Source organism: Roseomonas chloroacetimidivorans (genome assembly GCF_049629625.1).
Taxonomy (GTDB): Bacteria; Pseudomonadota; Alphaproteobacteria; order Acetobacterales; family Acetobacteraceae; genus Roseomonas; species Roseomonas chloroacetimidivorans.
On record NZ_JBNBZS010000001.1, the window covers coordinates 294,830 to 318,747 of the forward strand.

A 23,918-nucleotide genomic window follows, 5' to 3' on the forward strand; every position below is an offset into this window, starting at 1 on the left:
ACCCCATGGCCGGGCGGCCTCATACAAAGGGGGTGACCGTTCGAGCCTCTTTTCCTCCCGATGCCGAGCCGAATGCAGGCCCCCAGGAGCGGGAGGCGGCCGGTGAGGCGCGCGCGGATGGCGTGCCCGAGGATGGAGCCTCCGTTCGGGGGGCTGTCCCGCTCGCTGCGGTGGACCAGTGGCATGAGCGGCCGGTGCCTTCGCGCGCGCGGCGGAACTACAGCCACGGATCGATCCTGCGCCGCCGCGTGATGGTGCAGTTGCTGAAATACCTTTTGCCTGCCGGCGCGCTGGCCCTGCTCGCGGCTATCGTGCTCTGGCCGGAAATTGACCGGAACACCGAGAATGCCCGCCTTTCCTTCCGCCGGCTCAGCCGGCTCACGCCCGAGGCGGTGCGGGTGGTGGACCCGCGCTACCAGGGCGTGGACGAGCAAGGGCGGCCGTATAACGTGACCGCCTTCCTCGCCACCCAGCCCGGGCAGGCCAACATCGTGGACCTGGACACGCCGCGCGGGGACATGACGCAGGCCAATGGCGGTTGGGCCTTGGTCGAGAGCCGCAATGGGCGCTTCGACCGTGAGGCCGGCATTCTCGAACTCTGGACGGATGTGACGGTCTGGCAGGATGACGGAACCTTGATCGAGACCCAGGAGGCGCGGGTGGATGTGAAGGGCGGCAACGCCGAGGGCGACCGCCCTGTCGCGGCCCAGGGAAGTTTCGGGACGGTGGCCGGGGAAGGCTTCCGGCTGCGCGACCGCGGCGCTGTGGTGGTGTTCACCGGCAATGCGCGCGCGGTGCTGGAGGGCGGCAAGTGACGGCGCTGCGCCTTTCGCTGCTCGCGGGGCTTGCGGCCGCGCCGCTGCTGGCCATGCCAGCCATCGCCCAGCCGCTGGACCTCTCGGGCGGCGGGCCGGTGGAGGTGACCTCCACGGACGGGATCGAGTGGCGGCAGAACGAGCAGGTGGTGATCGCGCGCGGCAATGCCCGGGCGGTGCGCGATGGAGTGATCGTGGATGCGGACCGGCTGATCGCCCGCTATCGGCCCCGGGCCGGGGCCAATGGGCAGCCCTCCGGCGCCCAGGCCGGCGAGAACCCGATGTCCGGCGGCGAGATCTACCGGCTGGAGGCCGAGGGATCGGTCCGGATCAACAGCCAGACCGACCATGCCGAGGGCGACCGCGCTGTCTATGACATGGACCAGGCGGTGATGGTCCTGACCGGGCGCAACCTGAAGCTGACCACCCCGACCGACACGATCACCGCGCGGGACAGCCTGGAATACTGGTCGCAGCGCCGCATGGCCGTGGCGCGCGGCGACGCACGGGTGAACACGACGGATAACCGGCAGATCAGCGCCGACACGCTGGTGGGCTATTTCCTGGAACAGACGCCGCCGGCGCAGCAGGCCGCGGCGCGTAGCCCTGCCCAGCCCCAGCAGGGGCCGGCCATCCGCACGCCGGCCGCAGCGCCGGGTGCCGCCCCCCAGGGACAGGGCCAAGCGCGGCAGGTGCCTGGCGAGGGCTCCAAGCTCGACCGCGTGGAGGTCTTCGGCAATGTCGAGATCCGCACGGAAACCGAGGTCGTGCGAGGAGACCGGGGGGTCTACAGCCCGGTCACCGGCCTCGCGCGGGTACTGGGCAATGTCCACATCACGCGGGGGCCGAACCAGCTCCAGGGTCAGGAAGCTATTGTGAATCTGCGTACCGGCGTCTCGCGCCTCGTCTCCGCCCCTGGCCAGCGCGTGCAAGGGTTGGTGCTGCCTTCCTCCGGACAGGAGGGGGCGGGGCAAGGCGCCGGGCAAGGCGCCGCCCCGGGGCGCACGCGATGAGCGCGGCCCTTCGTTCCATGCCCGGGGATTCGGGCCTCGTCGCCCGGTCGCTCGGCAAGCGGTACAAGAAGCGGCCGGTGGTGCGGGGCGTTTCCCTCAGCCTGAGGCGGGGCGAAGCCGTGGGGCTGCTCGGGCCCAACGGCGCCGGCAAGACCACTACCTTCTATATGATGACCGGGCTGGTCCGGCCGGATGAGGGGCAGGTCTTCCTGGACGGCCACGACGTGACCATGCTGCCCATGTACCGGCGGGCGCGGCTTGGCCTGGGCTATCTGCCGCAGGAGGCCTCGATCTTTCGGGGGCTGTCGGTGGAGGACAACATCCGCGCCGCGCTGGAGGTGGTGGAGCCCAGCCGCGAGCGGCGCGAGGAGATGCTGGACTCGCTGCTACAGGAATTCGGCATCGCGCATCTGCGCCGGGCGCCGGCGCTGGCCCTTTCGGGCGGAGAGCGGCGGCGCTGCGAGATCGCGCGGGCCCTGGCGACGCATCCCGCCTACATCCTGCTGGACGAGCCGCTGGCCGGCATCGATCCGATCGCGGTGGGTGAGATCCGCGACCTGGTGAAGCACCTGAAGAACCGCGGCATCGGCGTGCTGATCACGGAACACAATGTCCGGGAGACGCTGGCGATCATTGATCGGGCTTACATCCTGCATGATGGGCAGGTGCTGATGGAGGGCGTCCCGCAGGAAATCGTGGCGCATGAGGGCGTGCGGCGCGTCTATCTGGGTGAGAAGTTCAGCCTGTGACCCGGCGTGGCACCTTCGCCGGATCGTGGGGTCCCGTCCCTGCCGGGTTTGCTGCCGATCCGTTTCCTTTTCGTGCATCCGGCAAGCAGGGAGCCGAGCGGCCCGCGGAACTGAATGACCTGCGCTCGCGGATGGAGTCCGCGCGATAGATGGTCTCGCTCGCGCCAAGGCTGGATTTCCGGCAGACGCAGCAGCTGGTGATGACGCCGCAGCTGCGGCAGGCCATCAAGCTGCTGCAGTCCAGCAACCTCGAGGTTTCGGCCTTCGTCGAGGAGGAGCTGGAGCGGAATCCGATGCTGGACCGGGAGGAGAGCAGCACCCCCGTTGCACCGGAGGCGCTGGTGCCGGATTGCTTCGAGGCCGCTTCCTCCTCCGTCATGCCGGATGAGGCGGCGAGCCCGATCGAGGCGGACTGGTCGGCGGGCTATGAGAGCGGGGATGCGCTCTATCCGGCGTCGCGCGGGGCGCGGGCGGATGCCTGGGACGATGATGGGCGCAGCCTGGAGGAGATCGCGGGGGAGCGGCCGCGATCGCTGCGCGAGCTGCTGGCGGAGCAGGCGCGGCTGGCCTTCGCGGATCCGCGCGACCGGCTGATCGCGGGGCAGATGATCGCGGCGCTGGACCCGGCCGGGCGGCTGGCCATGACGAATGCGGCGATCGCGAAGGCGCTGGGCTGCGAGGAGGCTGTCGTGGCCGCCGTGCGCACCCGGATGCAGCGCTTCGAGCCGACCGGGCTGTTCTGTGCCGACTTGCGCGAATGCCTGGCTGTGCAACTGGCCGAGTTGAACCGGCTGGACCCGGCGATGCAGGCCTTGCTGGACAATCTGGAGCTGCTAGCGCGGCGTGACACGGCCGGGCTGCTGCGGATCTGCGGCGTGGATGCCGAGGATCTGGCGGGGATGGTGGCGGAAATCCGGCGCCTGAACCCGAAGCCGGGTGCCTCGGTGGATGTCGACCCGGCCCCGCTGGTCGTGCCGGATGTGCTGATGCGGCGGCTGCCCGACGGAACCTGGCTTCTGGAGCTGAATCCGGAGACCCTGCCCCGGGTACTGGTGAATCGCGGCTTCCATGCCACTGCCCAGACCGGCGCCCGCACCAAGGAGGACAAGGCCTTCCTGGCGGAGAAGCTGCAGGCGGCGAACTGGCTGGTGCGGAGCCTGGAGCAGCGGGCCAATACGATCCTGCGGGTGTCGACGGAGATCGTCAGGCGGCAGGAAGGCTTCTTCCGCCACGGCGTCGGCCATCTGCGGCCGTTGATCCTGCGGGACGTGGCGGATGAGCTGGGGATGCATGAGAGCACCGTGTCCCGGGTGACCGCCAACAAATACATCGCGACGCCGCGGGGAACGCTGGAGCTGAAATACTTCTTCACCACGGCAATTGCCGGCACCCGTGGCGGGGAAAGCTTCAGCGCCGAGGCCATCCGGCACCGCATCCGCGACATGGTGGATGCGGAGACGGCACATGACATCCTCTCCGACGACGCCATTGTGGAGCGGCTGCGGGGCGAGGGGGTGGACATTGCCCGCCGCACGGTCGCCAAGTACCGGGACGCGCTGCGCATTCCCTCTTCGGTGCAGCGCAAGCGGGAAAAGTCGGTTCCCGCTCTTTAGGGCAGATTCGCCCGGAGGCCCGGATCTTCTCTTCCGGCAGCAAGACAGGGCGGTACCTTTCCCGATAGCCCTCGGGCCCATCATGCGTGCCGAACGCCCTGCCCTCCTCTCCCCAGCGGGACTTCGCCTTCGGCCATTCCGCCAGGGGCCATCTGCGCTCTGTCCCCTTTAAACGACCCGGCCCTGGCCACAGGTCAAAGATGTTACAAAACGGAAAAAGGGGAACGTTCCATGCGCATCACGGTCGCGGGAAAGGGTGTCGAGACCGGGGAGGTCTTGAAGGCCCATGTGACGGAAGGGTTAAGCGCGGTCGCCCGGAAGTATTTCGACCACGCGCTGGATGCGCATGTGACCTTCCGCAGGGACCGCGCCTTCTTCGTCTGCGACATCAATCTGCGGGCCGGGCGCGGCCTGAGCATGCGGGGCGAGGGAGAGGGCATCGACGCCCACCGGGCCTTCGCCGATGCCGCGGCCCATATCGGCAAGCGGCTGCGCCGCTATCGCCGACGCGTGAACGAACATGCGCGCAGTCTGGCGGAAGAGCGCGACCCGGTCACCGAGACCGCTCGCAGTGTCGTGCTGCGCGAGGAGTCGGATGAGGCCGACCATGAGCTGGTGGTGACGGCTGAGGGCTATATTGATGGGGCCGTGATCACGGAGAACCCCACCGAGATCAGCCGCCTGACCCTGCCCGAGGCGGTGATGCGCCTCGACCTCTCGCAGGAGCCGGTCCTGATGTTCCGCAACGGCGGCACAGGCGTGCTGAACGTGGTCTACCGCCGAGCCGACGGGCATGTCGGCTGGATCGACCCGCAACGGGCCTGACGGAACTGGCGCATGCCGGACGGGGAGGCTTCGCGCCTCCCCGCTCGCGGTCAGTGCACCAGAACGGGCGCCATCTCATGCTGGAGGATGGCGGCGATGGCCAGGGCCTCTGTCGGGGCCGCACCGATGGGCGTGCCGTCCGCGGCGTGGATGGCCACCGCGTGGGTGCCATTCACGGTCACCGGGCGGATATAGGCCATTTCCTGCGCGCCGAAGCGGGCCCAGTCGAGGGCCGACAGGTTACGAAGCGTGGTGGTCGGGTTCGGGTTCATCCTTGTCTCCTCGCCCGCAGCCGAAATGGCCTGCAGGCTGGTAACGCCCGTTGTGCCTCCCGGTTCGGCAAGGCCTTCAGGGCGGGGAAAATCCGGGGTGGCGGGCGCCGCCCCGGGAACTCAGGCTTGGCCATCCACCAGCGGGCGGTTGCGGCCATTGATCTGGATGGTCCGCACGCGGACCTCCGGCTGCGGGCGCCGCAGCTCCACATGGAGGAGGCCGTTATCGAGCCAGGCGCCCTCGATCTCGATGCCTTCGGCGATGACGAAGGCGCGCTGGAACTGCCGGGCCGCAATGCCGCGATGCAGGAAGATGCGGCCTTCCGAATCGTCCTTCTGGCGGCCGCGGATCACGAGCTGGTTGTCCTCCTGCGTGATCTGGAGGTCCTCCATGGCGAAGCCCGCCACGGCCAGGGTGATTCGCAGCCTGTCGGCGGCGATCTGCTCTATATTGTAGGGTGGATAGCCATCGGCTGTTTTCTGGACGCGATCGAGCATCTGCTCGAGATGGTCGAAGCCCAGGAAGAGCGGCGATCCGAAGACCGGCGAACGCGACATGAAGCGGCATCCTCAAGGAAGCGAAGCCACGGGGACCGGCCCGTCAAGGCACCGGCCCACGGCACCGATATTGGCAATCCGCGAGACGGTTGCAAGATCGGGGGCGGCGTTCCGGCCACTCGGCTTCCTTGCCGATCAAACATTTCGCCCGGGCGCGATCTGCCCTACATGCGGCGCCGAACGCTTTCCGATCGCCCGCCCAGAGTACCGCCCAGAGTCATGACCGACACCGACGTCCCCCTCCTTCCCGTCCTGCTCCATCCCGCGCCCATCCTGCGCGCCAAGGCACGGCCCGTGGCCGAGGGCGATGCGGACAAGGTGCGCGAACTCGCGCCGCGCATGCTGGCCACCATGTACAAGGCGCCAGGCATCGGGCTGGCCGCGCCCCAGGTGGGCGAAGGGCTGCGGCTGGTGGTGATCGACATCCAGAAGGACGGTGCGCCAGGGCCGATGGTGCTGGTGAATCCCGAGATCGTGGCGGCCAGCGAAGAGCGGGCCGTGCGGGAGGAGGGCTGCCTCTCCATCCCCGGGCAATATGCGGATGTGGAGCGGCCGGCGCGGGTGAAGGTGCGCTGGCGGGAGCTGGACGGAACGCGGCGGGAGATGGAGGCGGATGATCTTCTGGCCACCTGCCTGCAGCATGAGATCGACCATCTGGACGGCATCATGTTCACGGATCGGTTGAGCCCGCTGAAGCGGAACATGCTGCTGAAGAAGTTCCTGAAGGAGCAGAAGCTGAAGTCGCGGGAGGCGATGTGAGCCGCAAGCTCCGGCTCGCCTTCATGGGCAGCCCGGCCTTTTCCGTGCCGGCGCTGCGGGCGTTGCATGCGGCGGGGCATGAGATCGTGGCCGTTTACGCGCAGCCTCCGCGGCCGGCGGGACGGGGGCAGAAGGAGACCCCCTGCCCCGTTCACCAGGCGGCGCTGGAGCTGGGCTTGCCGGTGCGGACGCCTGCGCGGGTGCGGCGCGACGTGGCGGAGCATGAGGCCTTCGCGGCGCTGGACCTCGATGCGGCGGTGGTGGTCGCCTATGGGCTGATCCTGCCGAAGCCGATGCTGGACGCACCCCGGCGGGGCTGCCTGAACATTCATGCCAGCCTGCTGCCGCGTTGGCGCGGGGCGGCGCCGATCCATGCGGCGGTGCTGGCGGGGGATGCCGAGACGGGCATCACTATCATGCGCATGGATGAGGGGCTGGATACCGGGCCCATGCTGCTGCGCGAGGCTATCCCCATCGGGCCTCGCGATACGACGCCCATGGTGCATGACCGGCTCTCCGAGATCGGGGCGCGACTGATCTTGCGTGCGCTGGAGGAGGATCCGCCAGCGGTGCCGCAGCCGGAGGAAGGCGCGAGCTATGCGCCCAAGCTCGGCAAGGAGGATGGGCGGCTGGACTGGTCGCAGCCGGCTGAGGCGCTGGACCGGCGGGTGCGCGCGATGAATCCCTGGCCCGGCGCCTTCACCAGCCTGGGTGGCGAGATGCTGCGGGTGATCGCGGCGGAACCGGCGGCGGGGCGGGATGCCGCGCCGGGAACGGTGCTGGACGATGCGCTGCTGGTGGCCTGCGGCGGCGGCACTGCGCTGCGCCTGACCCGCGTCCAGAAGGCCGGGCGGGCGGCGATGGACGCGCTGGCTTTCCTGCGCGGCACGCCGGTGCCGGCCGGCACGCTGCTGGGCTGACATGCCGCGCTACGCCCTGCTGATCGAGTATGATGGCACGCCTTTCGTGGGCTGGCAGCGGCAGGCCGATGGGCTTTCCGTGCAGCAGGTGCTGGAGGAAGCCGCCGCGCCGCTGAATGGGGGCGTGGTGCCGGTGATCGGCGCCGCCGGGCGCACGGATTCCGGGGTGCATGCGGAGGGGCAGGTCGCGCAGGTGGATCTTTCGATCGACCTGCCGCCAGAGCGGGTGCGGGAGGCACTGAACACGCGCACGCGGCCGCATCCGGTTTCCGTGCTGGCGGTGGTGCGGCCCTATGAGGAGTGGAATGCGCGCTTCTCGGCAGTACACCGGGCCTACCGGTACCGCATCCTGAACCGGCGGGCGCGGCCCGCGCTGGAGATGGGGCGGGTCTGGCATGTGACGCAGCCGCTGGATGCCGCGGCTATGCATGAGGCGGCACAGCGCCTGCTGGGGCGGCACGATTTCTCCGCCTATCGCGCGGCTTCCTGCCAGGCGAAGGATGCGCTGCGGACGCTGGACCGGCTGGATGTGTCGCGCCACGGCGAGGAGATTGTCGTGCAGGTGGAGGCGCGGTCCTTCCTGCATCATCAGGTCCGGAACATGGTCGGCACGCTGGCCATGGTGGGCTGGGGGCGCCGGGGCGTGGAATGGCCGCGCGCGGTGCTGGATGGGCGGGACCGGCGCAAGGCCGGGCAGACGGCGCCGCCGGAAGGGCTATGCTTCCTGCGCGTGCGCTACGATCCGCCGCTGGACTGGGGCTGAGGCATCAGCCGCCCGTCGGAAAAGGCAGAGCCTCGCCCAGGGCGCGGAGATGGGTGGCGGGAATGGCCGTCTCGACGAAGGCGGCGTTGCCGTTCAGGCGGATCCGGATCGGCGTTCCGGCCTCGGCCGCCTGGCGCAGCGCGGCGGGCGGAAAAGTGAGAAGCAGGGTTTCGGTGTAGAGGCAGGCGGGTGTGCCCAGGCAGTCGCTGGCCCGGTTCAGAACCTGGACCTCGATACCCGGGGCCTGCCGGCTTTCGGCATTGGAAAAGCCGCCGAAGCCGCGTGCATTGCTGACACTGACCAACGCGCGGTAGCGCACCGGAGCGCCGTTGCGCGGGCGTTCGGCGCCGAAGCCGGTGACGATCATGGGCAGGCTGCCGGGCGAACCGGATTGGAGGCGCGGCGCGACGGTGTAGAGGGTGGCGCCGGGGGTTTCCTGGGCCTGCACCGTGGCCGGACGCTCCGCCGCGCGGCCCCTTCCGAGGCCGCGGGCATCGAGGTTGGCCTCGGCTCGCAGGGAGCGGAGCGCGTCGGCGCCCGGTTGCTGCGCGCAGCCCGCGATGGCGAGCAGCGGCAGCGCCCTGGCGATCTGGCGCAGGCGGCGCGGGATTATCGCCCCTTCTCCTTCCGCCAGGCGGCGAAGAGCTCCAGGTTCTTCGGATCGGTGGCGGGATAAAGGCCCCTGATGGATTGGCCGGCCCGCACGCGCTCCGTCACGAAGTCCTCATAGGCTGTCATCTCCACGGCCTCGTCGGCGACTTCGTCGGCGATTTCCTGGGGAATGACGATGACGCCGTCTCCGTCGCCCACGATCACGTCACCCGGAAAGACCGGGGCATCGCCGCAGCCAATGGGAACGTTCAGGTCGATCGCGTGGTTCAGCGTGAGGTTGGTCGGGGCGGAGGGGCGGCTGTGATAGGCGGGGATGTCGAGTTCCGCGATCTCCTGCGCGTCGCGGAAGCCGCCATCCGTCACCACCCCGGCGACGCCGCGCATCATCAGGCGGGTGACGAGGATCGAGCCGGCGGAGGCGGCGCGGGCATCCTTGCGGCTGTCCATCACCAGCACGGCGCCGGGCGGGCAGGTTTCCACGCCCTTGCGCTGCGGGTGCTCGGGATCCCTGAAGACCTCAAGCTTGTTGAGATCCTCGCGCGCAGGGATGTAGCGCAGGGTGAAGGCCTCGCCGACCATACTCTCCTTGCGCGGGCGAAGCGGCCGCACATCCTGGATGAACTGCTGGCGGAAGCCGCGCTTGAAAAGCGCGGTTGCCAGTGTGGCGGTGCTGACGCCCTTCAGCTTCTGGCGCGTCGCGTCGGACAGGGGCATGGAGGTTTCCTCAGTAGATGACCGGCTCGGGGACCGGGGCGCCGAATTCGGTGCGCAGGAAGTCGAAGTCGCAACCTTCGTTCGCCTGCTGGATGTGCTTGGTGAACATGTAGCCATAGCCGCGTTCGAAGCGCGGCTCGGGTGCCTTCCACTCGGCGCGGCGGCGGGCCAGCTCTTCCTCGGAGACCTCCATGTTGATGCTGCGCGCATCGACATCGACGGTGACGATGTCGCCCGTGCGGAGCAGGGCGAGCGGGCCGCCGATATAGGATTCGGGAGAGATATGCAGCACGCAGGCGCCGTAGGAGGTGCCGGACATGCGGGCATCGGACATGCGCATCATGTCGCGCAGGCCCATCTTCAGCAGCTTCTTGGGCATGGGGAGCATGCCCCATTCCGGCATGCCGGGGCCGCCTTGCGGGCCGGCATTGCGGAGGACCATCACCGTGTCGGGGGTGAAGGGGTAGTTCTCGTCCTCCACGGCCTTCTTCATGGAGGGATAGTCGTCGAAGACCACGGCCGGGCCGGAATGCTTGAGGAAGCGCTGGTCCATGGCGGCAGGCTTGATGACGCAGCCATCGGGGGCGAGGTTGCCCTTCAGCACCGCCAGCGAGCCCTCCCCGTAGATCGGATTCGAGACGGGGCGGATGACGTCGTCGTTGTAGACACGGGCGCCCTCGATGTTCTCGCCGAGGGTCTTGCCCGTCACGGTGAGGCAGGACAGGTCCAGGTGCTCGCGGATGTTGTTCATCAGCGCCCGGATGCCGCCGGCGTAGAAGAAGTCCTCCATCAGATACTGGTTGCCGGAGGGGCGGACATTGCCGATCACCGGCACGCGGCGCGAATAGCGCTCGAAATCCTCCAGCCCGATATCCTGACCGGCGCGGCGGGCCATGGCGATCAAATGGATGATGGCGTTGGTGGAGCAGCCCATCGCCATGGCGACGGCGATCGCGTTTTCGAAGGCTGCCCTGGTCTGGATCTTCTGCGGCGTCAGGTCTTCCCAGACCATCTCCACGATGCGGCGGCCGCTTTCGGAGGCCAGGCGGATATGGCCAGAGTCGGCGGCGGGGATGGAGGAGCCCCCGGGCAGGACCATGCCGGCCGCTTCGGCGATGGCGGTCATGGTGCTGGCTGTGCCCATGGTCATGCAGGTGCCGTAGGAGCGGGCAATGCCGCCTTCCACCCCCAGCCAATCCTGGTCGGTGATCTTTCCGGCGCGCAGCTCGTCCCAGTACTTCCAGCTATCGGAGCCGGAGCCGAGAACCTTGCCCTGCCAGTTGCCGCGCAGCATCGGGCCGGCGGGCAGGAAGATGCAGGGGATGTTCATGCTGGTGGCACCCAGCAGCAGGCCGGGCGTGGTCTTGTCGCAGCCGCCCATCAGCACCGCGCCGTCCACGGGATGGGAGCGCAGAAGCTCCTCTGTCTCCATGGCCAGGAAGTTGCGGTACATCATGGTGGTCGGCTTGACGTAGCTCTCCGAGACGGAGATCGCCGGCAGCTCGACCGGGAAGCCACCGGCCATGAGGATGCCGCGCTTCACGTCATCCACGCGCTGCTTGAAATGCACGTGGCAGGGGTTGAGGTCGGACCAGGTGTTGACGATGGCGATGACCGGCTTGCCCGTCCATTCCTCCGGCGCGTAGCCCATTTGCATGGCGCGGGAGCGGTGGCCGAAGCTGCGGAGATCGGCTGGCCCGAACCAGCGGGCGGAGCGAAGCTCGGCGGCTGTCTTGCGGGCCGGGCCTTGCTTCGTGCTGCCGGGCTCCAGCGGATCGGGCGGCAGGTTCGGGTCGTTTGCCATGGTCATTCTGCCTTCATGTCCTTTCCAGCGCTTCCCCTTGGCGGCGCCGCGAAGGCGGGCGCCGCTCATCGGCGAGGATAAGCCGGAACGCTAATCGATGGTGATATTGGCGCGCTTGGCAACCTCGCCCCAGCGCTTGGTTTCAGACTCGACAAAGGCGCGGAAGGCCTCGGGCGTACTGCCGACGGGGGTGATGCCCAGTTCGCGGAAGCGCTGCGCCACGACGGGCGTAGCGAGGGCCGCCGCGGCCTCCTGTTGCAGGCGCTGCACGATCGCGGGCGGCGTGCGGGCGGGTGCGAAGAAGCCGTGCCAGGAGAGGCTTTCAAAGCCGGGCACGGTTTCAGCGACGGCCGGGATATCGGGCGCGGCTTCGGCGCGTTCGCGGGAGGTGACGCCGAGGATGCGGAGCTTGCCTTCGCGCGCGAGCGGCCAGACGGAGGAGAAGTTATCAAAGGCGAGCGGCAGTTCGCCGGAGAGGAGCGCCGTGGTGACCTGGCCGCTGCCGCGATAGGGGACGTGCTCCATCTCCGTGCCGGTGAGCTGGCCGAACAGGGCGCCGGCGAGGTGGATGGAGGTGCCGACGCCGGAGGTGCCGAAGGCGAGGTCGCGCGGCGGGCGGGAGCGCAGCAAGGAAATCAGCTCGGCGACGTTCTTGGCGGGGAAGTTAGCCGTCACGGCCAGGGCATTCGGCTGGGTGGCGAGCTGCGTGATCGGGGCGAAGTCGCGCAGATTGTCATAGGGGATGCGCGGATAGATCGCGGGGTTGATCGCATGGCTGCTGATCGTGCCCAGGCAGATCGTGTAGCCATCCGCCGGCGCGCGCGCGCAGGCCTCGGAGCCGATATTCCCGCCGGCGCCGGGGCGGCTTTCCACCACGAAGGTCTGGCCCAGGGCCTTGCCCATCTCCGTGCTGACCAGGCGCGCGATGGTGTCAGAGGTGCCAGCGGAGAAGGGAACGATGAGGCGGATCGGCTGGGTGGGCCAGGACGGAGCCTGGGCGGAGGCGGGCAGCGCGGCGAGCGAGAACAGCGCCGCGGCTGCAATGCGGCGGGTGATGAGACGCATGAAACGTTCCCCTTGCTGCGCGGCTTGGCCGCTGTCATTCATCCCTTCCGACATCTGATATATGAGATGCAGGCGAGTCAAGCGGCGCTTTGGAAGGCCGAAGTGGGGCTGCTAAGGAGGAATGGGCCATGACACTCCTGCGCTCTTCTGACCGGACCGATGCGGGGCCGGGCGCTGCCGCCACGCCGGAGGGCGGGCTGGACGGACTTTCGCCGCTCGGCCGGCGGAAATCGGCATCTGAACTTGCCTATGAGCAGCTGCGAGACGCGGTGATCTCACTGGCCCTGCCGCCAGGGACGGTGCTGGCGCGCGGGGCGATCGCGCAGCGGCTGGGGCTGAGCCAGACACCCGTACGTGAGGCGCTGATCCGGTTGCAGGAGGAGCGGCTGGTGGAGGTGGTGCCGCATTCGGCCACCCGCGTTTCCAAGATCGATCTGGCCAATGCGCGCGAAGCGCATTTCTTGCGGCTGTCCATCGAGCTGGAGATCGTGCGGCGGCTGGCGCAGGCGCCCTCCCCTGCCCTGGCGGGCATGCTTCAGGCCGGGATCGCGCGGATGCGGGCCGGGCTGGCGGCGGATGACCATGCGGGCCTTGCCAGCGCGGATGAGGCGTTCCACGCCGCGCTTTACGTGGCCGCCGGTGTGCCGGGGCTGCGGGATCTTGTGCATGGGCGGAGCGGACATCTGGACCGGTTGCGACGGCTGCATCTGCCCGCGCCGGGCAAGGCCGAAGCCATCCTGGGTGATCACGAGGAGCTAGCGGCCGCCATCCTGGCCGGCGATGCGATGCGGGCAGAGGCAAGGCTGCGCCAGCACCTGGCGGGCACCTTCGCGGAGGCCGACCGCCTGCGGGCCGCCTCGCCGGACTTCTTCAGCTAGGGCGCTGCTTCGAAGGCAGTCAAAGCCGGCTGTCTCGGCAGCCACCCTCACGCGCTCTTTAGATGAAAACTAGTTCACCTAGCCGAAACCTTCTGCGATGATTCCTGCCAGTCACAACAAAGGCAGGAAACGTCGCGCGTGCTTCCATCCCCCTTTTCCGGCCGGGATGATACCCGCCCGGGGATGGCATCTCGGGAGGAATCCCGCCTGGCAAGCTGCCCACATTCCGCGGGCGGCGTGGACGGCAATGGCTTCGGGCACTTCACCCTTCGGGGCAGTGCCCGGGCGTCAGACGGCTACCGAAGTCAGCTACACACCTGAACGCGCTCTACGCGCGGTCGCGTTGATCCCTGTCAGGCTGCCACCGCCGCGCCTTCCGCGCCGGCGCCATGATGCATGGCGCGCAGGCGGATGCGCACGGCCTTCGGAATGCATCGCTCCATGCTGGAGAATCTCGCCTTCGGCTTCGAGATTGCGCTGAGCTTTCAAAACCTTCTTTTTGCCTTTCTCGGGGCGCTGATCGGCACTGCCATCGGCGTGCTGCCGGGCCTCGGCCCCACCGCGACCATCTCCCTGTTGCTGCCGCTGACCTTCGGGCAGGATCCAACAACGGCGATCATCATGCTCGCGGGCATCTATTACGGCGCGCAGTATGGCGGCTCCACCACTGCGATTCTGCTGAACCTGCCGGGGGAAATCTCCGGCGTGGTCACCGCGATCGAGGGACACCAGATGGCGCGCCAGGGCCGCGCGGGCGCCGCCCTGACTGCCGCCGCCCTCGGCTCCTTCTTTGCCGGCACCATCGCCACCGGCGTGGTGGCGGCGGCGGGACCGGCCCTGACCTCGGTGGCACTCTCCTTCGGCCCGCCCGAGTACTTCTCGCTGATGACGCTCGGCCTCATCGTCTCCTGCGTGCTGTCGCAGGGGAATGTCTTCAAGGCAGTGTCCATGGTGATGCTGGGCGTCATGCTCGGCTTCATCGGCACCGATGTGCAGACGGGGCAGCAGCGCTTCACCTTCGGCGTGCCCGAATTGTCGGACGGCATCAATTTCGTCGTGCTGGCCATGGGCCTTTTCGGCGTCTCCGAGATCATCCTCAACCTGAGCAATCCGGAGAAGCGCGCCGGCAGCGTCGCCAAGCGCGGCAAGCTGTGGCTGACGCGGGAGGAGTGGCGCTACGCCGCACCGGCCAGCCTGCGAGGCACCGTGCTGGGGACGATGCTGGGCATCCTGCCCGGTGGTGGCGCCTCGATCTCCTCCTTCGGCTCCTACATGCTGGAGCGGAAGATCACGCGTCGCCCGGAGAAGTTCGGCCACGGCGCGATCGAGGGGCTGGCCGGGCCGGAGAGCGCCAACAATGCCGGCGCACAGAGCTCCTTTATCCCGCTGCTAACGCTCGGCATCCCGTCCAATGCCGTGATGGCGCTGATGGTCGGCGCGCTGATCATCCAGGGCATCCAGCCGGGCCCGCGCATGATGGAGGCGCAGCCCGGCCTATTCTGGGGGCTGATCTGCTCCATGTGGATCGGCAATGTCATGCTGCTGATCATCAACCTGCCAATGGTTGGGCTTTGGGTTCAGTTGCTGCGCGTGCCCTACAAGTTCATGTACCCGTCCATCCTGGTGTTCTGCTGCATCGGTGCCTACAGCCTGAACAACAGCGTTTTCGACGTGTACATGATGGGAGCGGCCTCGCTGCTCGGCTATATTCTGGCAAAGCTGAAACTGGACAGTGCGCCACTTCTCCTCGGCTTCGTGCTCGGCCCGATGATGGAGGAGCATCTGCGCCGCTCCATGCTGCTTTCGCGCGGGGACTGGATGACCTTCCTGGAACGGCCGATCAGCGCATCCCTGCTGGCGGTCGCGGCTGTAGCACTGTTGCTGATGATGTCGCCCGCGCTCCGGCGGAAGAAGGACGAGGCGCTGACCGAAGAGGTAGCGTGACCGGGCACGGCCAGGGAGGAAGCCCCTGGCCGTGGCTTCCGATCGACCACCCGAGCCGGATATTCGGCCAGGCGCTGCCCGGTGATGGGGTGGACCAGTTCATGCGGCAGCCCCGGCGGTTGCTCCTGCCCACCTGGCCTGTTTCCCTGTGCCAACGGGATTCGCACAGGGGGCTTCGAGCGGAATGGATCGACTCTTCAGGCTGGCCGAGAACGGCACCACGCCGCGGACGGAGATGGTGGCAGGCCTGACCACCTTCCTGACCATGGCCTATATCATCGTCATCAACCCGCAGATCATGGCCGCGGCCGGGATCGATGCGGGGGCGGCCTTCGTGGCCACCTGCCTGGCGGCGGCGATCGGCTGCGCACTGATGGCTTTCCTGGCGAATTACCCAATCGCCCTGGCGCCGGGGATGGGGCTGAACGCCTATTTCGCCTTCGCCGTGGTGGGCGGCATGGGGATCTCCTGGCAGGTGGCGCTGGGGGCGGTGTTCCTGTCCGGGATCATCTTCTTCCTGATTTCGCTGGCGGGGTTCCGGGAATGGCTGATCAACGGCATCCCGCTTTCGCTCAAGCTCGGTATCGCAGCGGGGATCGGGCTGTTTCTCGGGCTGATCGGGCTGAAGAATCTGGGGCTGGTGGTGGACCATCCGGCGACGCTGGTCGGGCTGGGCAAGGTGGCCTCCGCGCCGGTGCTGCTGGGCGCCGCGGGCTTCGTGGTCATCGCGGGGCTGGTGGCGCGGCGGGTGCCCGGTGCCATCGTCATCGGGATCCTGCTGACCGCCCTGGCGGGCATTCCCTTCGGTCTTACCACTTTCCAGGGCGTGATTTCCGCCCCGCCTTCGCTGGCGCCGACCTTCCTGCAGATGGACCTGGCGGGTGCGGTTTCCCTCGGCCTGTTCGCGGTGGTCTTCACCTTCTTCATGGTGGACCTGCTGGACAATGCGGGCACGCTGATCGCCACGACCCATCGTGCCGGGCTGATGCGGCCGGATGGTTCAGTGCCGCGCCTGGGGCGCGCGCTGATGGCTGACAGTGGCGGCGCGATGATCGGCGCGGTGCTCGGAACCTCCACCACCGTGAGCTATATCGAAAGCGCGGCGGGCATTCAGGCCGGCGGGCGCACGGGGCTGACGGCGCTGACGGTGGGCGTGCTGTTCCTGCTCGCGCTCTTTCTCGCGCCCGTTGCCACCTCGATCCCCGCCTTCGCCACGGCGCCGGCGCTGGTCTTCGTGGCCTGCCTGATGGCGCAATCGCTGAAGGACCTGGCCTGGGAGGATTCGACGGAATACCTGCCGGCCATCCTGGGCGCGATGGCGATGCCCTTCACCTTCTCCATCGCGACGGGAATCGGGCTGGGTTTCATCGCCTATGCGCTGATCAAGCTGGTGGCCGGGCGCGCGGGTGAGGTGCATGGGGCTGTGTGGCTGATCGCTGTGCTCTCGGCGGTGAAGTTCGCGCTGGGCTGAGCCAACGTGATGGCATGGGCATTGCTGCGTGCCGCCCGTTCCTAGCGGAGGACCGCGATATGCCCATGACTCCCGTTATTCCCGCCGGCTCCGGCAAGCCCATCGCACCCTTCTCGCCAGGGGCGATGGCGGATGGGGTGCTCTATATCTCGGGCACCCTGCCCTTCGACAAGGACAACAATGTCGTCCATCCCGGCGATGCGGCCGCCCAGGCCCGGCATGTGCTGGATCTGGTCAAGGGCGTGATCGAGGCTGCGGGCGGAACCATGGCCGATGTGACCATGAACCACATCTTCCTGACGGATTGGGCGAATTACGCGGCGATCAACGCCGTCTATGCCGAGTATTTTCCGGGCGACAAGCCCGCGCGCTACTGCATCCAGTGCGGGCTGGTGAAGCCGGAGGCGCTGGTCGAGATCGCGACCGTGGCGCATCTCCGCAAGTGAGGTTCGAGGTCACGGGAAAGCCGGGCGGGGAGGCGGTCGTCCTCTCCGCCGGGCTGGGCGGTGCGGCCGGGTTCTGGGCGCCGCAGCGCGCGGCGCTGGAGGAGCATTTCCGGGTCGTTGCCTTCGATCAGCGCGGCACCGGGCGCAATGCGGAGCCGCTGCCGGATGACTACACCATCGGCCATATGGCGGATGACGTCGTGCAGGTGCTGGACGCGGCCGGGATTGAACGGGCGCATTTCCTGGGACATGCGCTGGGCGGGTTGGTCGGGCTGGATCTGGCGCGGCGGCATCCCTCGCGCCTGGGGCGCTTCGTGCCGGTGAATGCCTGGGCGAAGGTGGAGCGGCATTCGGAGCGATGCTTTGACATCCGTATCGGAATTTTGAAGTCGCAGGGACCGGCGGCCTATGTCGCGGCCCAGCCGCTGTTCCTGCACACTGCGCCCTACATGGCCGAGCATTACGAGAAGCTAGACGCGGAGATCGCGCATGGCACCGCCCATTTCCAGGGCGAGGCCAATCTGCTGCGACGCATCGCGGCGCTACGGGCCTTCGATGCGCGCACTGACCTGGCGGGGATCACGGCCCCGACCCTCGTCGCGGCGTCTCGCGACGACCTGCTCGTGCCCTGGACGGCGTCAAAGGCACTGGCGGAGGAACTTCCGGACGCGCGGCTCTGGGTGACGGAGACGGGCGGGCATGCCTTCACGGTGGAGCAGCCGGAGGTGTTCAACCCCGTGCTGATCGATTTCCTTCTGGGGGAACGCGCCTGACCGGGGCGGGGCAGGCTTCGATGCACCGGCGGGGACCTGCCCTCGCCGGTGTGCTGTCGGGCTTGCTCCTGCTCGGCACCTCGCCGGCGGCGGGGCAGGACGGGCCCATTGAGCTGGCGGATGATCCCTTCGAGATTACCGATCCGATCGCGGCGGCGCCGGGCTCGGCGGAGATCGGCTTCACCGGGGTTTACGAGAGGGCACGGCGCGGACGGGTTCGCGGCACCGGGGCCGGTGATGTGGAGATGGAGTTCGGCGTGGCACCGCGCCTGGAACTCCGCCTCGGGCAGAGCGGGGCCTATGGCAATCTGGAGACACGCCGGCGGCTGGGTACCATTCCCGAGCTGACCGAGGGGCCGGCGGAAACGGAGCGCGCGCGATGGGGCGGCGAGACGCGGCTCGGGGCTCTCTACCAGTTGTCCGAGGGCCGGGGAGCCGCCCCGGCCGTGGGGCTGCTCGGGCGCGTGCGGACACTCTACGGCCCCGGGCGGACCGCCTATGAGGCGGAGGGCGTGGTGCTCATTGGCAAGACGATCGTCCGTGGCCCCCTGCCCTTCGGCGCGCATGTGAATCTCGGCTGGACGACCCGGCTGGATCCGCAGCCGGGGGAGCGGACCAACCGCTATCTGTTCAATGTCTCGCTGGGTCAGGCCGTGTCGAACGACACGGCGCTGGTGGTGACCTATGCGCGGTCGCAGCAGGAACGAGGGGATCGCGACTACAGCCTGGTGCAGGCCGGGTTCCGCCATCGCCTTCCCGGTGGCCGCGCGGTGATCGGATTGGCGGCCGGGGCCGGGCTGACCCGGGATTCACCGCGGTTCCAGATCGCCCTGGGGCTGCAATGGACGCTGAGCGAGTAGCGCAGGCTATGCCACCCCGGCGCGCCGCAGTTCCTCCTCCAGGCGGCCGGTCAGGAAGAGCCAGGCCATGCGGAGGTCGGATCCGAGCGACCAGAGGGGATGGGTGAAGGTCGCCGGGCGATTGCGTTCGATGATCATATGGCTGACCCAGGCGAAGAGATAGCCGCTGACAATCCCCGCCAGGACCAGCCACCACCGGCCGGTGGCTAGGCCGCCGAGAAAGAGCGCAATGCCCAGCAGCGTGCCCAGGACATGCACGCGCCGCGTCCGCGGGTCCGCGTGTTCCCGGAGGTAGTGGGGCCAGAACTCGGCATAGGTGGCGATGCGCTGGGACATGGGGGAAGCTAGCAGACCCGCGGCATGGCGGATCAAGCGCCTTCGGCTGCCGCGATGACACGGCCGGAGGAAATCGGCCCGAAGCGGTGGCCGGGTGCTTGAGCCCGGCACGCGCCTCCCGCACCCTGCTTCCCGACCACGCCGCAGTTCCATCGCGGCATGCGGAAACCTCCAGCCCGGTCCGGTCCCTTCCCCACCCGATGCCTGCTCCCGCCGCCTTCATCCCCTTCCGGAACCCTGCCTTCCGGATGCTCTGGATCGCGGTTCTCGTCAGCAATATCGGCGGGTGGATCCAGAGCACCGGGGCGGGGTGGCTGATGACCTCGCTTTCGCCCTCACCGGTCATGGTCAGCCTGGTGCAGGTGGCGACGTTGCTGCCGGTTTTCCTGCTTGCCCTGCCCGCCGGGGCACTGGCCGATATCATGGACCGGCGGCGCTTCCTGATCTGGACGCAGGTCTGGCTGATCGTCACAGCCCTGACGCTCTGCGCGCTGACGGCTGCGGGGCTGCTGGGGGCCTGGGGCCTGCTGGCGCTGACCTTCTGCATCGGCATGGGTTCGGCCGCGAATTTCCCGGCCTTCGGCGCCACCACGCCGGATCTGGTGCCGCGCGAGGATCTCGTGCAGGCCATCGTATTGAACAACATGGGCTTCAACCTGGCGCGCGCCGTCGGGCCGGCCCTGGGCGGGGTGGTCCTGGGCTGGGCGGGGGCGGAGCTGGCCTTCGCGATGAACGCGGCCTGCTTCCTGGTCCTGGTTGGGGCGCTGCTCCGCTGGAAACGCGAGCCCCGTGACGAGACGAGCCCGCGTGAGGGGCTGAAGGACGCCATGGCCAGCGGGCTGCGCTATGTGCTCGCCAGCCCGGTCATGCGCGGCATCATCATCCGCGCCGTGCTCTCCTTCTTCGCGGGCACGGCGGTCTGGGGTTTGCTGCCGTTGCTGGTGCGCTTCCAGCTCGGGCTGGGGCCGGAGGCCTTCGGACTGATGCTGGGGGCGATGGGGATCGGCGCGGTAGCGGCCAGCTTCGCGCTGCCGGCATTACGGAATTCTCTTTCCCGCTCGAATACGGTGCTGGCCTGCGGCTGTTCCATCGGGCTGTCGGTGATCCTGCTCGGGCTGTCGCGCCACTGGGTGCCGGCGGGGCTCGCGATGCTGCTTTACGGCGCTTCCTGGCTCGGGATGACGTCCACCCTGGGCGCGGCGGCGCAGCTGGCGGCGCGGCCCTGGGTGCGTGCGCGGGCACTCGGCATCTTCCAGTCAGCCACCTTCGCGGCCATGGCGCTCGGCTCGGCCATGGGCGGCGTAGGCGGTTCGCTCATCGGGGTGCCGCATACCTTGGTTGCCTTCGGAATCGCGAGCGTCGTGCTGCCCCTGTTGGTTCGTCACCTTCCGATAGAGACCACGCCCGCGGTGGCGGGGGGCGCCCCGATGGCGGAGCCGGTCCCGGACGCGCCGGCTCCCGAGTTGCTTCTGGCCCTGAAGGCCGACGAGGCGCGGCTGTTGGAGACGGTCCGCTATGTGGTTCCGTCGGCGTCGCGGGAAGCTTTTCTGGCGAGCATGGCCGAGGTGCGGGGGGTGCGGCTGCGGGCAGGCGCCACGCTGTGGCGCCTCTATGAGGATGTGGCGCATCCCGAGCGCTATGTGGAGCTGTGGACCGTCCGGTCCTGGACCGACCATCTGCGAGAGCAGTCACGGCTGAGCGAGGCGGACCACGCCATCCTCGCCAGGGCGGCTGGCTTCCAGCAGGAGGGTACTGCTGCGGAGGCCGAGCGGTTCATGCGACTGCCGGTCTGAGGAAAAACCCGGCGCAGGTGGCCCCGGAAGCCAGCGCTGCATCGGCCTTCCGCGCCGAAAATGGACGCCAGAGCCGAATCGCCCGATTGTCACGCGCCAGCCCCGGATCTTCCAGAGGCTGGCCCATGCGGGCGGCGCACAGCTGGATGACGGGGGAAACCTTCCTTTCCCTCGGGCATTCGGCTTGCCGAGGACGGGGACCACCCCATCATCCCTCCCGTCCAACAGACTCAGAGATGAAGGAGCCACAGGTGGCCAAGAGCGAACCCGGCAAGGTCCCGACCCGCAACGACACCCCGACGAACGGCAAGGCCGTCAGCATCGGCGTGCTCCAGGCCTGTCTGGCCGACATCATCGACCTGACCAATGCGACCCGCCAGGCGCATTGGAACGTCAAGGGCAGCCATTTCTATGGCCTGCATAAGATGTTCGAGGAATTCTACACCATCCTGAACGAGCAGAGCGACGAGCTGGCCGAGCGGGCGGTGCAGCTGGGCGGCATCCCGGATGGAACCACCCAGACCATCGGTGCCCAGACCCGCATCAAGCCCTATGATAACAAGCTGCTGGACGGGATGGATCACTGCCAGGCGCTGGCAGACCGCTATGCCCAGATGGCGCAGGCGCTGCGCGAGGGCATCGACACGACCGATGAGGCCGGGGATGCCGACACCTCCGACCTGCTGACCCAGGTCTCCCGCGAGATCGACAAGGCGCTGTGGATGATCGAGGCCCATCTGCAGGGCAAGCACTGATCCCCTGGCGCGCCCGGGCCACGGCCCGGGCGTGATTGCCCCGCCGGCGCCCCCTTGGGTGTCGGCGGCGGTTGCATCTGGGGTTCCGGATGGCTAATTTGGGCCGGGGACCCAGAACAAGACATGAACGATCTCTTCGGCGGCCGCCCCCCCAAAGGTCCGGCCCAGCAATCCTATTCGGCGGCCGACATCGAGGTGTTGGAGGGGCTGGAGCCCGTCCGGCGCCGGCCCGGCATGTATATCGGTGGCACGGACGAAAACGCCCTCCACCACCTGGCCTCCGAGATTATCGACAACGCCATGGACGAGGCGGTGGCAGGCCATGCCGACCGCATCGAGGTGACACTGGAGCCGGATAACTGGCTGACAGTGCGGGACAATGGCCGCGGCATCCCGGTGGACCCGCATCCGAAGTTCCCCAAGCTTTCGGCGCTGGAGGTGATCCTCACCACCCTGCATTCGGGCGGCAAGTTCAGCGGCAAGGCCTATGACACCTCGGGCGGTTTGCACGGGGTGGGCTCTTCCGTCGTGAACGCGCTGGCGGAGCGGATGGAGGTGGAGGTCGCGCGCGACCGGACGCTGTTCACCCAGGCCTATTCGCGCGGCAAGCCCCTGGGAAAGCTGAAGAATGCGGGGCCGGTGCATAACCGGCGCGGCACCACGATCCGCTTCCGGCCGGACCCGGAGATCTTCGGCAAGCTGCAGTTCCAGGCGGCACGGCTGTACCGGTTCTGCCGGTCGAAGGCCTATCTCTACAAGGGCGTGGAGATCCGCTGGTCCTGCGACCCGGCGCTGATCAAGGACGAGACCCCGGCTCAGGCCACCCTGCATTTCCCGGGCGGGCTTTCCGACTTCCTCGCCGCCGCCATCGAGGGCAAGCCCACGGTCGTCGCCGCCCCCTGGGCGGGCGAGGTCACCTTCCCCAATGGCGCGGGCCGCGCCGAATGGGCGGCCACCTGGCTGGAGCAGGGCGAGGGCTTCCTCTCCACCTATGCCAACACCATCCCGACGCCCCAGGGCGGCACGCATGAGGCGGGGTTCCGCAACGCGCTGGTAAAGGGCCTGCGCGCCTATGGCGAGCTGCGAAAGGAGAAGCGCGCGGCCAATGTAACGGCGGAGGATCTGTTCGGCGGGCTGGCCGGCATGATCTCCGTCTTTGTCCGCGACCCTCAGTTCCAGGGGCAGACCAAGGACAAGCTCACCTCCCCCGACGCGGCGCGGCTCGTGGAGAACGGGTTGCGCGACCACTTCGATCACTGGCTGACGGGCGATACACGGAACGCGGACAACCTGCTCGCCTGGGCGATCGAACGGGCCGAGGAGCGCATCCGGCGGCGCGAGCAGAAGGACACGCCGCGCAAGACGGCCACGCGCAGGCTGCGGCTGCCAGGCAAGCTGGCCGATTGCTCCAGCGAGAATGCGGCCAGCACCGAGTTGTTCCTGGTGGAGGGTGACTCCGCGGGCGGATCGGCCAAGCAGGCGCGGGACCGCGTGACACAGGCAGTGCTGCCGCTGCGGGGCAAGATCCTGAACGTGGCCTCCGCGAGCACGGAGAAGCTGCGCGCGAACCAGGAGCTGCGCGACCTTGTGGAGGCGCTGGGCTGCGGCGTGGGCGACCGCTTCGACATTTCGAAGCTGCGCTATGGCCGTATCATCGTGATGACGGACGCCGATGTGGACGGCGCCCATATCGCGGCGCTGCTGATGACCTTCTTCTACAAGGAGCTGCCGGCGCTGGTGCGGGATGGGCACGTCTATCTGGCACAGCCGCCGCTCTATCGCCTGCAGCATGGTGCGAAGTCGATCTATGCGCGGGACGATGCGGACCGGGAGCGCCTGCTGAAGCGCGAGTTCAAGGCGAACCAGAAGGTCGAGGTCAGCCGCTTCAAGGGCCTGGGCGAAATGCCGCCCGCGTCGCTCAAGGAGACGACAATGGACCCGGCGAAGCGCACCCTGCTGAAGGTGGTGCTGCCGCCGGAGGCACGGGCCGAGACGGCGGAGCTGATCGAGGCGCTGATGGGGCGCAAGCCGGAGCTGCGCTTCAAGTTCATCCAGGAGAATGCGTCGAAGCTGGATGACGCCGAGGTGGATGTGTGAGGCATTCGGGCCGGGGAGAAATTCTCTCCGGCCCTTTTTATTTCCGGCAGGTGTTTCGCCCGGGGCGGCTGAGTTATTCGGGA

The 23,918-nt window shown here is 68.4% G+C and carries 24 protein-coding genes; 17 read left to right on the forward strand and 7 right to left on the reverse strand.

All coding sequences use genetic code 11. The annotated features are described in order from the left end of the window. Window positions 1–32 precede the first annotated feature (32 nt). The 5 genes from lptC (at window position 33) to hpf (ending at window position 5,015) form a co-directional block, all read left to right on the forward strand. Window positions 33–815, forward strand: a complete 783-nt coding sequence (gene lptC, locus ACO1BU_RS01405) for an LPS export ABC transporter periplasmic protein LptC (protein WP_424134103.1) — start codon at window positions 33–35, stop codon at window positions 813–815. Further along, window positions 812–1,828, forward strand: a complete 1,017-nt coding sequence (locus ACO1BU_RS01410; RefSeq protein ID WP_424134104.1) for an LptA/OstA family protein — start codon at window positions 812–814, stop codon at window positions 1,826–1,828. Before lptC ends, ACO1BU_RS01410 begins: the two co-directional genes overlap by 4 nt. Then, window positions 1,825–2,577 (forward strand): LPS export ABC transporter ATP-binding protein, encoded by a 753-nt coding sequence (gene lptB / locus ACO1BU_RS01415; RefSeq protein WP_424134105.1) that lies wholly within the window; start codon window positions 1,825–1,827, stop codon window positions 2,575–2,577. The genes ACO1BU_RS01410 and lptB overlap by 4 nt, the downstream gene beginning before the upstream one ends. Before the next feature lie 149 nt (window positions 2,578–2,726). Beyond that, window positions 2,727–4,190: an RNA polymerase factor sigma-54 gene (rpoN, locus tag ACO1BU_RS01420; protein WP_424134106.1), complete on the forward strand. Its 1,464-nt coding sequence runs from the start codon at window positions 2,727–2,729 to the stop codon at window positions 4,188–4,190. A 231-nt stretch (window positions 4,191–4,421) separates the two neighbouring features. Next, entirely contained in the window at window positions 4,422–5,015 is a 594-nt protein-coding gene (gene hpf / locus ACO1BU_RS01425; RefSeq protein ID WP_424134107.1) for a ribosome hibernation-promoting factor, HPF/YfiA family, read from the forward strand. A gap of 50 nt (window positions 5,016–5,065) precedes the next feature. Here hpf and ACO1BU_RS01430 read toward each other — a convergent pair whose 3' ends face one another. Both ACO1BU_RS01430 and ACO1BU_RS01435 read right to left on the reverse strand, forming a co-directional pair. Then, window positions 5,066–5,287: a DUF1150 family protein gene (locus ACO1BU_RS01430; RefSeq protein WP_424134108.1), complete on the reverse strand. Its 222-nt coding sequence runs from the start codon at window positions 5,285–5,287 to the stop codon at window positions 5,066–5,068. A 120-nt stretch (window positions 5,288–5,407) separates the two neighbouring features. Then, complete coding sequence (locus ACO1BU_RS01435) at window positions 5,408–5,845, reverse strand: Hsp20 family protein (RefSeq protein WP_424134109.1); 438 nt, start codon at window positions 5,843–5,845, stop codon at window positions 5,408–5,410. Between the two features lie 219 nt (window positions 5,846–6,064). Between ACO1BU_RS01435 and def the strand changes: the two genes are divergently transcribed. Genes def through truA form a run of 3 tightly spaced genes read left to right on the forward strand, consistent with a single transcriptional unit; the run spans window position 6,065 to window position 8,287 of the window. Next, complete coding sequence (gene def, locus ACO1BU_RS01440; RefSeq protein WP_424134110.1) at window positions 6,065–6,604, forward strand: peptide deformylase; 540 nt, start codon at window positions 6,065–6,067, stop codon at window positions 6,602–6,604. Window positions 6,605–6,627: 23 nt separating this feature from the next. After that, window positions 6,628–7,524 carry a methionyl-tRNA formyltransferase gene (gene fmt, locus ACO1BU_RS01445; protein WP_424134190.1) on the forward strand — a complete coding sequence of 299 codons (897 nt, stop codon included), beginning with the start codon at window positions 6,628–6,630 and terminating at the stop codon, window positions 7,522–7,524. Between the two features lies 1 nt (window position 7,525). Beyond that, on the forward strand, window positions 7,526–8,287 hold the full coding sequence (gene truA, locus ACO1BU_RS01450; RefSeq protein WP_424134111.1) for a tRNA pseudouridine(38-40) synthase TruA: 762 nt from the start codon (window positions 7,526–7,528) through the stop codon (window positions 8,285–8,287). Window positions 8,288–8,291: 4 nt separating this feature from the next. On the opposite strand, the gene ACO1BU_RS01455 is transcribed toward truA, so the two are convergent. The 4 genes from ACO1BU_RS01455 to ACO1BU_RS01470 form a co-directional block, all read right to left on the reverse strand. Next, complete coding sequence (locus ACO1BU_RS01455; RefSeq protein ID WP_424134112.1) at window positions 8,292–8,735, reverse strand: hypothetical protein; 444 nt, start codon at window positions 8,733–8,735, stop codon at window positions 8,292–8,294. Between the two features lie 161 nt (window positions 8,736–8,896). Continuing rightward, on the reverse strand, window positions 8,897–9,613 hold the full coding sequence (locus ACO1BU_RS01460) for a ribonuclease activity regulator RraA (RefSeq protein WP_424134113.1): 717 nt from the start codon (window positions 9,611–9,613) through the stop codon (window positions 8,897–8,899). Between the two features lie 10 nt (window positions 9,614–9,623). Further along, window positions 9,624–11,423 (reverse strand): L-arabinonate dehydratase, encoded by a 1,800-nt coding sequence (araD, locus tag ACO1BU_RS01465; protein ID WP_424134114.1) that lies wholly within the window; start codon window positions 11,421–11,423, stop codon window positions 9,624–9,626. Window positions 11,424–11,507: 84 nt separating this feature from the next. Beyond that, complete coding sequence (locus tag ACO1BU_RS01470; protein WP_424134115.1) at window positions 11,508–12,482, reverse strand: Bug family tripartite tricarboxylate transporter substrate binding protein; 975 nt, start codon at window positions 12,480–12,482, stop codon at window positions 11,508–11,510. Between the two features lie 128 nt (window positions 12,483–12,610). On the opposite strand from ACO1BU_RS01470, the gene ACO1BU_RS01475 reads away from it, so the two are divergent. The 6 genes from ACO1BU_RS01475 (at window position 12,611) to ACO1BU_RS01500 (ending at window position 18,854) form a co-directional block, all read left to right on the forward strand. Next, the gene (locus ACO1BU_RS01475; protein WP_424134116.1) at window positions 12,611–13,360 is read left to right on the forward strand and encodes a GntR family transcriptional regulator; all 750 of its coding nucleotides are present in this window, start codon (window positions 12,611–12,613) and stop codon (window positions 13,358–13,360) included. Between the two features lie 396 nt (window positions 13,361–13,756). Next, window positions 13,757–15,304, forward strand: a complete 1,548-nt coding sequence (locus ACO1BU_RS01480; RefSeq protein WP_424134117.1) for a tripartite tricarboxylate transporter permease — start codon at window positions 13,757–13,759, stop codon at window positions 15,302–15,304. A gap of 184 nt (window positions 15,305–15,488) precedes the next feature. Further along, the gene (locus ACO1BU_RS01485; RefSeq protein ID WP_424134118.1) at window positions 15,489–16,775 is read left to right on the forward strand and encodes an NCS2 family permease; all 1,287 of its coding nucleotides are present in this window, start codon (window positions 15,489–15,491) and stop codon (window positions 16,773–16,775) included. Window positions 16,776–16,834: 59 nt separating this feature from the next. Continuing rightward, window positions 16,835–17,221, forward strand: a complete 387-nt coding sequence (rutC, locus tag ACO1BU_RS01490; RefSeq protein ID WP_424134119.1) for a pyrimidine utilization protein C — start codon at window positions 16,835–16,837, stop codon at window positions 17,219–17,221. Continuing rightward, complete coding sequence (gene rutD, locus ACO1BU_RS01495; RefSeq protein WP_424134120.1) at window positions 17,218–17,994, forward strand: pyrimidine utilization protein D; 777 nt, start codon at window positions 17,218–17,220, stop codon at window positions 17,992–17,994. Before rutC ends, rutD begins: the two co-directional genes overlap by 4 nt. A gap of 20 nt (window positions 17,995–18,014) precedes the next feature. Further along, window positions 18,015–18,854, forward strand: coding sequence for a hypothetical protein (locus ACO1BU_RS01500; RefSeq protein WP_424134121.1), 840 nt, complete (start codon window positions 18,015–18,017; stop codon window positions 18,852–18,854). Window positions 18,855–18,860: 6 nt separating this feature from the next. On the opposite strand, the gene ACO1BU_RS01505 is transcribed toward ACO1BU_RS01500, so the two are convergent. After that, the gene (locus tag ACO1BU_RS01505; protein ID WP_424134122.1) at window positions 18,861–19,190 is read right to left on the reverse strand and encodes an Mpo1-like protein; all 330 of its coding nucleotides are present in this window, start codon (window positions 19,188–19,190) and stop codon (window positions 18,861–18,863) included. Between the two features lie 200 nt (window positions 19,191–19,390). Between ACO1BU_RS01505 and ACO1BU_RS01510 the strand changes: the two genes are divergently transcribed. The 3 genes from ACO1BU_RS01510 to parE all read left to right on the forward strand — a co-directional run bounded on the left by ACO1BU_RS01510 (window position 19,391) and on the right by parE (window position 23,835). Then, window positions 19,391–20,983 carry an MFS transporter gene (locus ACO1BU_RS01510; protein ID WP_424134123.1) on the forward strand — a complete coding sequence of 531 codons (1,593 nt, stop codon included), beginning with the start codon at window positions 19,391–19,393 and terminating at the stop codon, window positions 20,981–20,983. 251 nt (window positions 20,984–21,234) lie between these two features. After that, complete coding sequence (dps, locus tag ACO1BU_RS01515; protein ID WP_424134124.1) at window positions 21,235–21,738, forward strand: DNA starvation/stationary phase protection protein Dps; 504 nt, start codon at window positions 21,235–21,237, stop codon at window positions 21,736–21,738. A gap of 123 nt (window positions 21,739–21,861) precedes the next feature. Continuing rightward, entirely contained in the window at window positions 21,862–23,835 is a 1,974-nt protein-coding gene (gene parE, locus ACO1BU_RS01520; protein WP_424134125.1) for a DNA topoisomerase IV subunit B, read from the forward strand. Window positions 23,836–23,918: the final 83 nt, after the last annotated feature.